The organism is Paraburkholderia kururiensis JCM 10599 = LMG 19447 (assembly GCF_003986935.1).
Taxonomy (GTDB): domain Bacteria; phylum Pseudomonadota; class Gammaproteobacteria; order Burkholderiales; family Burkholderiaceae; genus Paraburkholderia; species Paraburkholderia kururiensis.
Genome location: NZ_RJZE01000007.1, coordinates 113,783 through 126,273 on the forward strand (window position 1 = coordinate 113,783; position 12,491 = coordinate 126,273).

Here is a 12,491-nt window from a genome sequence, read left to right on the forward strand (position 1 = left end):
CCATGATCTCGACACGTATCTCGACGCATATCTCGACACGTAAGGGCATCGTCCTCGCGGGCGGCTCCGGCACCCGGCTCTATCCGATCACGCAGGTCATCTCGAAACAGATGCTGCCCGTGTACGACAAGCCGATGATCTATTACTCGCTCTCCACGCTCATGATGGCGGGCATCAACGACATTCTGCTGATCTCCACGCCCGCCGACACGCCGCGCTTTTCCGCGATGCTCGGCGACGGGCATCAGTGGGGCGTGAGCATCCGTTATGCGGTGCAGCCGTCGCCGGACGGGCTCGCGCAGGCGTTCGTGATTGGGCGCGACTTCATCGACAACCGGCCCTCTGCGCTGATACTCGGCGACAACATTTTCTACGGCGCCGATCTAGGCACGCATCTGCGCGCCGCCGACAGGCGCGATGCCGGCGCCACCGTGTTCGGGTACCACGTTCACGACCCACAGCGTTATGGCGTGGTGGAATTCGATGCGGCCGGCCGCGTGCTCTCGATCGAGGAAAAGCCTGCCAAACCGCGCTCGAACTACGCGGTCACGGGGCTTTACTTCTACGACCGCGACGTGTGCGATATCGCAGCAAGCATCGAACCGTCGGCGCGCGGCGAACTGGAGATCACCGACGTCAACCGCTGTTACCTCGCGCGCGGCGACCTGCGGCTCGAGACGTTGAGCCGCGGCTTTGCGTGGTTCGACACGGGCACGCATCAATCGCTGATCGACGCGGGCATGTTCATTGCCACGGTGCAGCAGCGCCAGGCGTTGCTCGTGTCGAGCCCCGAGGAAATCGCGTTCCGGCAGGGCTGGATCGACGCGGAGCAACTGAATCGCCTCGCCGAACCGTTGCGCAAGACCGCTTACGGCCATTACCTCAGTTCGCTGCTGGGCGCTGTTGCCTCATGACCATCACCGTGCGGCCGACGGCCATTCCCGAGGTGAAGCTGCTGGAGCCTGCTGCATTCGGTGACGCGCGCGGGCTCTTCTTCGAGAGCTTCAATCTGCGCGAATTCGAGGACAAGGTGGCAGCTGGACTGCACTTCGTTCAGGACAACCACTCGGTTTCGTCGCGCAACGTGCTGCGTGGTCTGCACTACCAGGTGGTGCGTCCGCAGGGCAAGCTCGTGCGCGTCGTAGCGGGCGAAGTGTTCGACGTGGCAGTCGATCTGCGTCGCACGTCGCCCACCTTCGGACAATGGACAGGCGCGCGGCTTTCTGCCGAAAACCGCCTGCAACTGTGGATTCCGCCCGGATTCGCCCACGGCTTCGCGGTGCTTTCCGAGCGCGCGGAGTTTCTCTACAAGACCACGGACTTCTGGTACCCCGAGCACGAACGCACGCTGCTGTGGAACGACCCGGCGCTCGGCATCGACTGGGGCCTCGATGGCGAGCCGCTGGTGGCCGCGAAGGACGCGGCGGGCGCAACGCTCGCAAACGCAGAAGTCTATTGATCGGCGGCGGCAGGTCCGCACGCGTCAGACCGCGAATGGAAGGACATCCAATTGATTGAGCAAAGCATGGTGCGTCGTGTTTCGAACCGGATTTCCAGCGGCCGTCCGCATGTTGCATTGAAGACGGCGTGGGCGTGGTTGGCAACGGCCGCGCTGGGTGGCTGTGCGTTGGCACCGGGGCCCTACATGGGCGTGGCGCCGCGCGAGGACACGACGGTGCAGGCCAACGGGCAGGCGGAGCCCGCCGAGATCGTGCAGAACGGCATCACGTTCCGGCTGCATGCGCTCGACGGCAGACTCATCGCGCAACTGGCTGCGCAGGCGGCAGCGCAGCCGCCCCAAGACGCTGCACTGCCGCGCGTCGCGTCTTCTGTGTACCGCGTGCGCAGCGGCGACGTGCTGCGTGTGATCGTCTGGGATCATCCGGAACTCAACAATCCGGGCTTCTCGTCGGTGAACAACTCGATCGTGTCGGTAGGTGCAACGCAGAGCACCGCCTTGCCGGCCGCGACGACGGGCGGCAATCTCGATCCGAATGGCCGTGTCGTGCAGGCCGACGGCACGATCTACTACCCGTACATCGGTCAGGTGAAGGTGGCGGGCGAAACCATCGAGGCGATCCGCCGCAATCTGTTCACGCGGCTCGACAAGTCGGTTGCGAAGCCGCAGGTCGACGTTTCGATTGCGTCCTATCGCAGCCAGAAAATTTACGTGTCGGGCGCCGTGCGCGCGCCGGGAACCATCTCGCTCACGGATACGCCGGAGACCGTTTCGGATGCGATCTCGGGCGCGGGCGGCTACGGCGAGGGCGCCGATCTCTCCGGCGCCACGCTCAATCGCGGCGGCAAGGTCTATCCGCTTGACCTGTACGCCTTTTTCTACGGCGGCGACGTTTCGCAGAACGTGGTGCTGCAGGACGGCGACGTGATCAACGTGCCCGAGCGCCGGCTCAAGAAGGTGTTCGTGCTGGGCGAGGTCAACAAGCCTGTCTCGCAGATCATGCCGGTCGGGCCATTTTCGTTATCCGAAGCACTTTCCGACGCGGGCGGTCTCAACGGCACGTCGGCGAACGCCTCGCAGGTTTACGTGTTCCGGCAAGGGGCAGACCGCACCGTGGACGTGTTCCATCTCGACGCGAGTTCGCCGGGCATGCTCGTGCTGGGCGACCGCTTCGAGCTGCAACCGCGCGACGTGGTGTTTGTCGACGCCGCGCACGTGACGCGTTTTTACCGCGTCGTCGCGCAGGTGTTGCCGTTCGCGAGTTCGCTCTACCTCGGCGCCCAGGCCTTCAAATGACGCGGCGTCCGTTGAAGCTGCTGGTCGTCTGCCACGCGAACGTGTGCCGAAGCCCGATGGCCGAAAGCGTGTTTCGTCACGTGCTGGACGACGTGATGGAAGCGGAGGTCGAGTCGGCCGGACTCGCCGCGCTGAGCGGCGTGCCGATGCATCCGCTCGCATGCGAGGTGCTCGACGCACGCGGATACGGCCGGCGCGGCGACACCAACGCGATGCGGCTCGTGAAGCCGATGCTCGACTGGGCGGACCTGGTGCTCACGATGGAAAGCGGCCAGCGGCTGGAGATCATTCGCCGGTTTCCGCTCGCGGCGCTCAACGTGTGGACGCTCGGACACTGGATGGACCGCGAGATCGACGACCCGGTGGGCGGCGACCTGGCGCGCTTCGAGTCGGCGCTGAACCTCATCGAACTGTGTGCGAGGAGTTGGCTACCCGTGCTCACCCAGCAACCTTCCCTTTGATCCGACCATGGACATGAAGTCAGAACCGACACTGCCCAACATGCTGGTGAACGGCGCGGCCCCCGGTCAAACCGACGACGACGTCAGCCTGTTGACGCTCTGGCACAACGTGCAGAGCCATCGGCGTTTGTTCTGCGGCGTGGCTGCGGGCGTCGTTGCGCTCGCGCTGGCCTATCTGATCGTCGCCGCGCCGGTCTACAAGGCAGACGCCCTGATTCAGGTCGATGAGCAACAGGGCTCCGCGCTCGGCGCGCTCTCCGACGTGGCGAGTGCGCTGAGCCTTAACAAGCCGATCGACGGCGAACTCGACATCCTCTCTTCGCGCGCGGTGCTGGAGCCCGCGGTTGACGCCACTCAGGCGCGCACCACCATCTTCGTGGCGAACCGCGTGCCGCTGCTGGGGCGCCTGTATGGCCGCTACAAGACGCCGCCGAACGGGCTCGCCGAGGCGCCGCTGGGACTCACGGGTTTCGCGTGGGGCGGCGAACGCCTTGCCGTGGCCGCATTCGATGCACCGCGCGTGCTCTACGGCGAGAAATTCCGCGTGCGCGTACAGCCCGGCAACCGCTGGACACTCGAAGACCCGGACGGCGTAACGGTGGCAAACGGCGGGCTGCACGAGCGCGTGAAGTTCACGGTGCAGACCGACTTCGGTCCCGCGCCCGGCGTGATCGAGATTCGCGAGATGCGCGGGCGGCCGGGCACGTCGTTCAAGCTGGTGGAAGCGTCGTTGCAGGACACGATCGACGCCATGCGCAAACGCATGACGGTGCAAGAGACCACCAAGGGCTCTTCGATGATCCAGCTCTCGGTGAAGAACAGCGATCCTGCACTTGCCGCGGCATTCGCCAACGAAGTTGCGCACGCTTATGTGGCGCTCAACATCAAGCATCGCGCGGAGCAGTCGCGGTTGAGTCTCGAGTTCCTGAATCGCAAGCTGCCCGCATTTCGAGAGGAACTGGCGCAGTCCGAAGACCGGCTCAACGCCTTCCGCATTCGCACCAAGACCATCGACATCGAGCAGCAGACCGAGGCCTTGCTCACGCGCGCGGTGGACCTGACCAAGCAGAAGACGCTCATCGACCTGAACCTGCAGGCCACGCGCGAGCAGTTCCGCCCGGGCCATCCGGCGGTGCAGACGCTGGAGGCGCAGGACTCGGCGCTCCAAAGCGCGCTGCACGACGTGGAGAAACAGGTGCAGGCGCTGCCTTCCACGCAGCAGGACTATCTGCGCCTTGCGCGCAACGTCGCCGTGGATACGCAGCTCTACACCGCGCTCGTGGCCAACGCCCAGCAACTCGAAGTGGCGGAGGCCGGTACGACCGGCAACGTGTCGGTGATCGATTTCGCTGTGCGGCCTGATTCCGCAGCGTGGCCGCGCGTGCCGCTCGTGCTCGCGGGCGGCGTGCTGGGCGGCCTGTTCCTCGCGTTCGTCGTCACGCAGGCCATGGCCGCGCTGCACGATGCATTGCGCAGTCCGCTCGACGTCGAGCGTGTCGGCCAGGCACCCATCTTTGCGGTCGTGCCGGTTAGTGCGACCGAGCAGCAAGTGGCGAAGCTGCGTCGTGGCGCGTCGGACGGTCCACGTCAGGAGACCGCGCTGCTGGCGAGCCAGAGCCCATCGGACCCGAGCGTGGAGGCGCTGCGTTCGCTGCGCGCGGCGCTCCGCTTTTCGATGGTGGGCAAGGCGGGTGGCTCGATCCTCTTCACCGGCCCGACCGAAGGCGTGGGCAAAACGTTCGTGGCGCTCAACTTCGCGTATGTGCTGGCGCTCAAGGGGCTGCGCGTACTGATCGTCGATGCGGACCTGCGGCGCGCCGGCGCACGCCGTTACTTCACGCTGGGGCACGCGTATGCGGGGCTCGCCAATGTGCTCTCGGGCGACGCGACACTCGACGGGGCGATCATTGCGACGGGCCTGCGCGGCCTCGACATGCTGCCGGCCGGCAGCGCGTTGCCGCCGAACCCGGGCGAACTGCTGGAACGTCCTGCGTTTGCCGCCATGCTCAAGGAAGCCGCCGCGCGCTACGACTACGTCGTCATCGATTCGCCGCCCGTGCTGCCGGTGAGCGATGCGATTACGCTCGCGCAGGTGTGCGACGCCACCTTCGTCGTCTCTCGCGCGGAAACGACGAACCGCCATCAACTCGCGGAGACGATGACGCGGCTCAGCCAGTCCGGCGTGCGCGTGACGGGCCAGGTATTCAACGGCGTGCAAACGACGCGCTATGGCTACGGGTACGGATACGGCTATCGCTATCAGGCGCAAGCCTGAGGGCGCGGGCTTGTTCATGCGCTTCGGTGGGCGACGTGTGGGTGTGCTTCGTCGCATGAACGTGACGCAACAGGTTGGGTTCCGGACGCCCTGCACGTGGCGTGGTTTTTGTGCGGCCTTGTATGCAGTTCTTGTCGACGGGCCGGGCGCTTCAGTGCGGTGGGCCCTTTTTTGTTGGGGCAGATCACTATGAATTCCTCGGCGTGTCTTTGGCGGCGCGGCTTTTTGTCGATGGTCTGCGCCTCGGCGGCTGCCGCGCTGCTCAGCGCACCAGCCGCCGAGGCGCAGATGATCGGCGATGTGTTTCGCTCACCGCTTACGTCGTCGCTGCTGCAAACGAGCCAGCAGCGCGACCGGCGCCGTCTGCACCGTTCGAGCGATCCGTACATCGCGTTGATCGAGCAGAGTTCGCCGGACGCGTATCTGCGCCGTCTACAGGCGAGTAGCGATCCTTATTCTGCGGCGACGTCGGCGGCCGCGTTGACTGCTCCGACGCCGTCGCCACGTGCCGGTATGCGCATGGGCGTTTCTGGAGATCCGCTGGGGATCGGGCAGGTAGCGGCAGAGGCCGGCGTGCCGGCGGGCGTGATGCCGACGGCGAGCGGGTTCAAGGTTGGCGCGCCGAATGCCGCGGCGTTGGGTCGGTCGATGAGCGTGGTGCCTGGCGCGGGGAGGCTCGGGATGCCGGGGATGGCGGTCGGGGTGTCGGGGGCCGGGTGCTCGGGGTCGCTCGCGGGGATCGGCGTGGCGGGCGGGGGATGTCGATAGCGGGGAGTGCGCCGCACAAGCGTACAAGACCGATCTGAACGACTGATGTTGTTCGTTCAGGCAGTGCATCGAACGGCGAGCTTCACCACTGGTATCGACTCGTCGTCACCTGGGCAGACCGAAATCGTGGTCGGGCCCAGCGGCCGTGTTCGTATTCACGAGAGAGCGCGCCAGGTAGCGCGGAAGTTCCCTCGCGGTAACGCGATTTCCAGGTCCTTCGGCGATGAACATCAACACGACGACGATCAGGAAAAACTGCATCGTTTCAAGCACGCCTGTCGAGATCACGAAGACGATATAACCCGCCGTCATGCCGTAGACGACGGCTCTGGCGGATCGGTCCGCAAGGCGCCTCGCGGTGGCGAAGATCTTCGCGAACAGGGCGGAGAACGCGATCAACCCAAATGTACCCATGTCGATTGCCCACTGGAATATCGCGCTTTCCGCACCGTAGAAGTCGGGGTATGCGCCGGAGCTGAGAATGGAGCGCGTCATGGAGACGCCGCCACCAAAAAATGGCGCATCGGAAAAAAATCGATAAGCGATGAGCGCCTGCCCGATGCGCATCTCGAGAGAGCTTCCCGTCTGACTGGCGGTGTCGGTTTGACTGAATACCGAGAGCGCGAAGTTCATCACCTTCTCGATGTATTGAAGCCCGACCACGCTGGCCAATGCGCAGATCACTACACCGACCTGAACCACGACGACCTTGTCGCGGGTGCGCGCAAACGTAATGAAGGTCAACATGGAGAACAACACGAAGACCAGCGGCGTGCGCGAACTCGTCGCGACGATTCCGACGAGCAGTATGAGTTGGCCACACACGTACCAGAGTAGTCGCGAGGTGGATCGATTGGCTCGCAGCAGAAAGATGCCAACCAGAAAAGTGATGGCTTGAAACGCGCCGAACGTGATGGCATTGGACATCGTGCCGACAGCGCGGGCGCCACGCACGGAACCGCTGTAATCGGCTGCCTGCACGCGACCGGTGGGTGTCGTGAGCTTGATGTAATCGAAGAATGGATTGAAGTGCGTGAGGAACGCTACGACTCCGTAAAGGGATACGATGAGCCCGGCGATGTAGACCAGTTTGAGTGTGCGTTCCGCCTGTGCCGGCGAGTCGCAAAACCGCCAGATCAGATAGCACGGGAAAAATATCTCGGAGAAGAGCATGAACGTCGTAACGGCATCCGAAGACCAGGTTGCCGGATTGGCCGCCAACGATCCAAAGTACGAAAGGCCCAAAAGCGTGAATGCGGTTCGAAGTGGAAAGCGGGAATTCTTGATCTTGAAATTGCACGCCATCACATACAGAGCGAAGCACGCGATCATGAACAAGACGATTGCCCGGTTCACTGAAAGATAAGGCAGGCTGGAGACGTCGACCAGTCCGAAGCCTTTGGGTGTGATGAAACAGAGAATGGGAAAGAGTAGAGCCATTTTTCGCTGGCGTAATAGTGCGAGCGACAGGCACCAGACAGAAATGAGATAGTTCATCGGAAAAGAGGTTGTTCCTGAAGGACGGTCTGTGTCGCGTCAGTCCGACGCGGAAAGCTCGAACCATGGAGAGGGCGTTTGCGCGGGGGCTTGCAGGTCGATCGCAAAGCCGTCACGCGTTTTTCTGACGAAGCGCGGGTCGAGCGCGGCAAGACGATGTCCGTTTGTGTCCAGTGGGTAGACGCGAAGCGATGCGGCACTGGAAGAAAACGAGAGCGTGCACGGCACCCGCTCCATCCACACCGGCGGTTTGACCGCACGAAGGCTGACGATCTCGTGGGTGGCCGGTGCGAACAGGGTCCAGCGTGGCGACGGCGCTTCGAATACGTGCTTGAGCGAATAGTCGAGCGGCGCCGACGTGCCCGAGAGATCCAGCGGGACGGGACCTCGGCTCGACATGGCCGAACCCACCGTATAGCCGGGTACGGTGAGAAGCAGCGATCGCGATTGTCGAATCTCGCGATTGTCGCGAGCCGAAAGCGTGAGCGAGATGAAGCCGCGCGCGGCGGGATCGAGCTTGATCTGAAATGTGCCGTAGTCGTAGCGCCGGCCCGGTTGCAGATAGCCGCTCACGCCTTCGACGCCGGGCGCGTTAATGACGACGTTCCGCGCACGAAGATCGAAATGCGCGCGCGGTTCGGTTGCGGGAGCGGTCGTGGGGGCGGTCGTTTGGGTGGCGGGCGCGTCAGCGGCGTAGCCCACGCGTGCCGAGAATGGGCTCGATGCGTTGATGACGCCGTGTTGTTCGAGTAGTGCGGCGAGTCCATCGGTTGTTCTCGCTCGCGTGGCGTCGAGGATCAGGGCGTCGTCAATGCCATAAGGCATGACGGCATCCAGTCGCGCAATGGCGCCGGTGCGATAGATCCACGCGGCCTGGCCGAACTGGACGAGCTTCGTAGCGTCCCCGACAAGGCTGAACTCAAGCGGGGAGTCGGTGGTGTAGGTGTCGCGCGTCTGCGCGTAATCGTGGAAAACCAGGCCGCTCCAGTCCTGGAGACTCGCAAACGCGACGGTCTCCGGCAATATCTCCGACGACTGACGGTTCGGCCATGGCTGATTGAATTCGGTAATCAGGAAAGGCTTGTCGAACGACCGATAGAAGGCAGCGCCCAGCAGGGGCACAAGACCTGTCGCGATGTCCGAGCGGTCGGTGATCTGCCAGTTGTCCCAACGCCACATGCCGCGCGGGAACTGATATTGGTCCACGTAGAAGTGATCGTCGAGCACGTCCATCGCAGAGAACGAGCGGAAATTGGCGAGACTGCCGAAATTCATCTGCGAGCCGATCACCAGCAGATCGGGATTGACATGCTTCACCGCGGCCGCGACCGTGTCGACGTATTGCTTGTCTTCTTCGCTGAGGAACCGCAGGAACGCCGCAGCCTTCGATGAGTCGGCGGTATTGAACGGAACGATGCCGTTGTCCTCGGTGCAGCGTGCGACGCCGTGCGCCTGGCAGTATCGGCGCCACTCGGCAACCAGCGTTGCCTGAAGCCGACCGGTCACCAGACGTTCGAGCGTGCCGTCCATCCAGTGATAGACCAGTGAGCTTTCGTTGTTGATCTCGACCAGTGCCAGCGCCGGTTCGTCCGCGCCGCGCAGACGTTCGAGAAGCATTTGCGCGTAGCGAGCCTGGAGTGCGATCGCCGTTTCGTCGATCAATAACAGGGGCTTCGACTGATTCGGCCACGGTCCGCCGTTCGGTAGCGCTTGCGTGTGATCGATCGCCGGCCGGAACTGATAGGAGACGTGGAGATTGAGGTCGGCGTAAATGCCGTTTTCCCGCAGTTGCTCGAGGAAGTTACGCAGTCGATCGACCGCTTGCTCGTCGAGTGTCGGAAACGGGCCGGACGTGAGCAGGCCGGTGGGTCCGGCGTCACCCGCCGATGAGAGGGCGTCGAGCCCATGCAACCGAACGAGGTTGACACCCAGGGCCCGCAAACGCCGTGCGAGTTGCGCGGCTTGCCCGGCATCGGGCAACGCGGCGCCGAACAGCAGATTGACGCCAAAGAGCCGTACCGACGTGGGCGAGCTGACTGTACACAGCACGGGGCCGCATGCTTTCAGTCGATCGCCGGTTTGCAGGGGGGTGTTGAGCGAACCAAAGTCGGCGATTGAGGCAGCTGCGATCTGCGGAATGTCGAAGCGGAAAAATGAGGGTTGTGCTGCGAAGCTCCATCCACTTGAAAGGAGTAGCAACACGAGCATCAAGCGCCGGAGCGCGGCGCGGGTGCGCCGATTCACCGGAAGCGCGGATTCGAACGTCGAGCGATGCATCCTGGACATAGGCATGTTGGCGAGTTCCATCGTGCCCGTAGCGTATGACAGCCGCAATGGCGTATTCCGACACTGTCGCTGTCGAATCGGACAAAGTGGCTGGGTGCAAGCTGAACGTCGTGCAGTCGACGTGGCGCGCGTTTTTGCGGCGAGACGATCTGGCGCCGCGCCCGGCGATGTTCGACCGTCGCACCGCCAACGGCACCACCTCTGAGCCGCTTAAACAGCGGCGCTGGCCTTGTCCCGTCCGATCGTGTAGTAGCGCCAACCGTTTTCACGCATGACTGCCGGCTCGTAGAGATTGCGTCCGTCGAACACCACGGGCTCGGCGAGCGCGCTTCGCATCTGCTCGAAATCCGGGCTGCGGAATTCCTTCCACTCGGTGAGGATTACGAGCGCATCGGCATGGTGCAACGCGGTGTCGCGCTCCCGGCAGAAATGGACGTGCTCGAAGAGGTCCGGGCCCAGATCGTCGGCCAGCACGCGCCGCGCCTCCTCCAGCGCGACGGGATCGTAGACGTTGACCATCGCGCCCGATCGAACCAGGTCGGCAATCAGCACGCGGCTGGTCGCCGCGCGCATGTCGTCGGTGTTCGGCTTGAAGGCGAGACCCCAGATCGCGAAGCGTCGCCCCGCGAGTTTGTCGTCGTAGTGCTGGTGGATCTTGTCGAAAAGCATGCTCTTTTGCCGCTCGTTTACGCGCTCAACCGAGGCGAGCACGTCGAGCTGCATGTCGTACTCGGCTGCGGTGCGCACAAGCGCCTGCACGTCTTTGGGGAAGCACGAGCCGCCGTAGCCGCAGCCTGCGTAGAGGAAGCTGTAGCCGATACGCGGGTCGGAGCCGATGCCGCGCCGCACCTGCTCGATGTCGGCGCCCACGCGGTCCGCGAGATTGGCGAGTTCGTTGATGAACGAGATGCGCGTGGCGAGCATGGCGTTCGCCGCGTACTTGGTGAATTCGGCGGAGCGCACGTCCATGTGCAGCGTGCGTTCGTGATTGCGGTTGAACGGCGCGTACAACTGGTCCACCAGGCTTTTCGCGCGCAGCCCCGGAACGTCCGGCTCGTAGCCGATCACGATGCGGTCGGGCCGCATGAAGTCTTCCACCGCCGCGCCTTCCTTGAGGAATTCGGGATTGGAAATCACGGCGAATTCCGTGTGTTCGCCGCGCTGCGCGAGTTCTTCCGCGATGGCGTCGCGCACCTTGTCGGCGGTGCCGACCGGCACGGTCGATTTATCGATGACGACCTTGAACGACGTCATGTGCCGCCCGATGTTGCGCGCGGCTGCCAGCACGTACTGGAGATCGGCCGAGCCGTCTTCGTCCGGCGGCGTGCCCACGGCAATGAACTGGATATCGCCGTGCGCGACGGCGTGCGCGATGTCGGTCGAAAAGAGCAGACGCCCTGCGTCCCGGTTGCGCGCGATGATGTCGGTGAGCCCCGGCTCGTAGATGGGCACGGCGCCGCTGTTCAAGAGGTCGATTTTCGAGGCATCGACATCGAGGCAGAGCACCTGATTGCCGAGTTCCGCGAGGCACGCCCCGGTGACGAGTCCAACGTATCCTGTTCCAACGATCGTGACTTTCATGGCTCTGGGTAAAAAGATTCAAGCGGGTTCAAGCGATGTTTGCCGCGAGGTGCGGGGAACAGACCTCGACACGGTTTCTCGACGGCAGGACTGCATGATTGACTCGCTCCAACGCCGTGGGGCGAAGCTGGCGTGAGATGACCAGATATTCTCCGTTTTGGACATCGGTGGCGCGGCTTGCCTGACGACCCGAACCGCACCTCGATGCAATGAAGTTACCGGAGGGCATGATGCAATGTCCCGCGTTCGGGAAGGGCAGGGCGCACCACGCTATAGCCGCCGAACTGTGTGCCGAGCGTGCCGGCCAGCACGGCCACGAGGGCCGTCAACGGGCTGGCCAGCAGCCAGAAATGCGACTCCGTCACGCCGAACAGAAGGCCGCTCCAGAGCGCGACGCCGAAGAAGGCGCCGCAACGCGCGTCTTTACCCGACACACGACGAAAGCCGAGCATCGCGATCACGAAGATCGCGAGGCCCACGTAGCCTTCGCCATAGATCAGGTTGGTGTAGAGCCCGTCGATGCCCGCGCCGCGCGAGGCGTTATCGGCAATCAGATTGCCTCCGGGCGGCAGAAGCCCCACGCCGAGGACCAGGTCCTTCGCAGACAGCAGCACCTCGACTGCAAACGATAGTCGGCCGCTGAAGTCCGCGTCGATTTTCTGGGCGCCTATTGACAGAAACGCGGCATACATTCCGGCGACGATGACGACGAACGCTGCGAACTTCAATGCGACTCTCAGTGCACGGACATTGCAGCGAGCCGCCGGGGCGCGGTGCAATTGACGTAGGAGGCCTGTTTGTCGGTGGAGTGGACGCAGCAGGAAAGGCGGGTGAAGCGGCGAATTTAGCGAGCAAGGTCGGAGAGGCG

At 63.7% G+C, this 12,491-nt stretch carries 10 protein-coding genes; 6 read left to right on the forward strand and 4 right to left on the reverse strand.

What is annotated here, in order from left to right; translation table 11 throughout:
* Positions 1-2 precede the first annotated feature (2 nt).
* From rfbA to PKKP23_RS10335, 6 genes are all read left to right on the forward strand, one after another.
* Positions 3-914, forward strand: coding sequence for a glucose-1-phosphate thymidylyltransferase RfbA (gene rfbA, locus PKKP23_RS10310; protein WP_126876799.1), 912 nt, complete (start codon positions 3-5; stop codon positions 912-914).
* The gene (gene rfbC / locus PKKP23_RS10315) at positions 911-1,459 is read left to right on the forward strand and encodes a dTDP-4-dehydrorhamnose 3,5-epimerase (protein ID WP_017772884.1); all 549 of its coding nucleotides are present in this window, start codon (positions 911-913) and stop codon (positions 1,457-1,459) included. Before rfbA ends, rfbC begins: the two co-directional genes overlap by 4 nt.
* A gap of 66 nt (positions 1,460-1,525) precedes the next feature.
* The gene (locus tag PKKP23_RS10320; protein WP_126876800.1) at positions 1,526-2,755 is read left to right on the forward strand and encodes a polysaccharide biosynthesis/export family protein; all 1,230 of its coding nucleotides are present in this window, start codon (positions 1,526-1,528) and stop codon (positions 2,753-2,755) included.
* Entirely contained in the window at positions 2,752-3,216 is a 465-nt protein-coding gene (locus tag PKKP23_RS10325) for an arsenate reductase/protein-tyrosine-phosphatase family protein (protein WP_017772886.1), read from the forward strand. The genes PKKP23_RS10320 and PKKP23_RS10325 overlap by 4 nt, the downstream gene beginning before the upstream one ends.
* A gap of 13 nt (positions 3,217-3,229) precedes the next feature.
* Positions 3,230-5,491, forward strand: coding sequence for a polysaccharide biosynthesis tyrosine autokinase (locus tag PKKP23_RS10330; protein WP_161978092.1), 2,262 nt, complete (start codon positions 3,230-3,232; stop codon positions 5,489-5,491).
* A 189-nt stretch (positions 5,492-5,680) separates the two neighbouring features.
* Entirely contained in the window at positions 5,681-6,259 is a 579-nt protein-coding gene (locus PKKP23_RS10335; protein ID WP_126876802.1) for a hypothetical protein, read from the forward strand.
* Positions 6,260-6,364: 105 nt separating this feature from the next.
* Here PKKP23_RS10335 and PKKP23_RS10340 read toward each other — a convergent pair whose 3' ends face one another.
* From PKKP23_RS10340 to PKKP23_RS10355, 4 genes are all read right to left on the reverse strand, one after another.
* Positions 6,365-7,756 carry an O-antigen ligase family protein gene (locus PKKP23_RS10340; RefSeq protein WP_126876803.1) on the reverse strand — a complete coding sequence of 464 codons (1,392 nt, stop codon included), beginning with the start codon at positions 7,754-7,756 and terminating at the stop codon, positions 6,365-6,367.
* Between the two features lie 39 nt (positions 7,757-7,795).
* Positions 7,796-9,805 (reverse strand): hypothetical protein, encoded by a 2,010-nt coding sequence (locus PKKP23_RS10345; RefSeq protein ID WP_126876804.1) that lies wholly within the window; start codon positions 9,803-9,805, stop codon positions 7,796-7,798.
* A gap of 447 nt (positions 9,806-10,252) precedes the next feature.
* Entirely contained in the window at positions 10,253-11,623 is a 1,371-nt protein-coding gene (locus PKKP23_RS10350; protein WP_126876805.1) for a UDP-glucose dehydrogenase family protein, read from the reverse strand.
* Positions 11,624-11,838: 215 nt separating this feature from the next.
* Positions 11,839-12,351, reverse strand: coding sequence for a hypothetical protein (locus PKKP23_RS10355; protein ID WP_126876806.1), 513 nt, complete (start codon positions 12,349-12,351; stop codon positions 11,839-11,841).
* Between the last annotated feature and the right edge of the window lie 140 nt (positions 12,352-12,491).

Bases quoted from the DNA above. Each gene is read 5' to 3' on its own strand.
- rfbA (WP_126876799.1), top strand. From the start codon at position 3: ATGATCTCGACACGTATCTCGACGCATATCTCGACACGTAAGGGCATC.
- PKKP23_RS10350 (WP_126876805.1), bottom strand. From the start codon at position 11,623: ATGAAAGTCACGATCGTTGGAACAGGATACGTTGGACTCGTCACCGGG.
- PKKP23_RS10320 (WP_126876800.1), top strand. From the start codon at position 1,526: ATGGTGCGTCGTGTTTCGAACCGGATTTCCAGCGGCCGTCCGCATGTT.
- PKKP23_RS10340 (WP_126876803.1), bottom strand. From the start codon at position 7,756: ATGAACTATCTCATTTCTGTCTGGTGCCTGTCGCTCGCACTATTACGC.
- PKKP23_RS10325 (WP_017772886.1), top strand. From the start codon at position 2,752: ATGACGCGGCGTCCGTTGAAGCTGCTGGTCGTCTGCCACGCGAACGTG.
- rfbC (WP_017772884.1), top strand. From the start codon at position 911: ATGACCATCACCGTGCGGCCGACGGCCATTCCCGAGGTGAAGCTGCTG.
- PKKP23_RS10335 (WP_126876802.1), top strand. From the start codon at position 5,681: ATGAATTCCTCGGCGTGTCTTTGGCGGCGCGGCTTTTTGTCGATGGTC.
- PKKP23_RS10330 (WP_161978092.1), top strand. From the start codon at position 3,230: ATGAAGTCAGAACCGACACTGCCCAACATGCTGGTGAACGGCGCGGCC.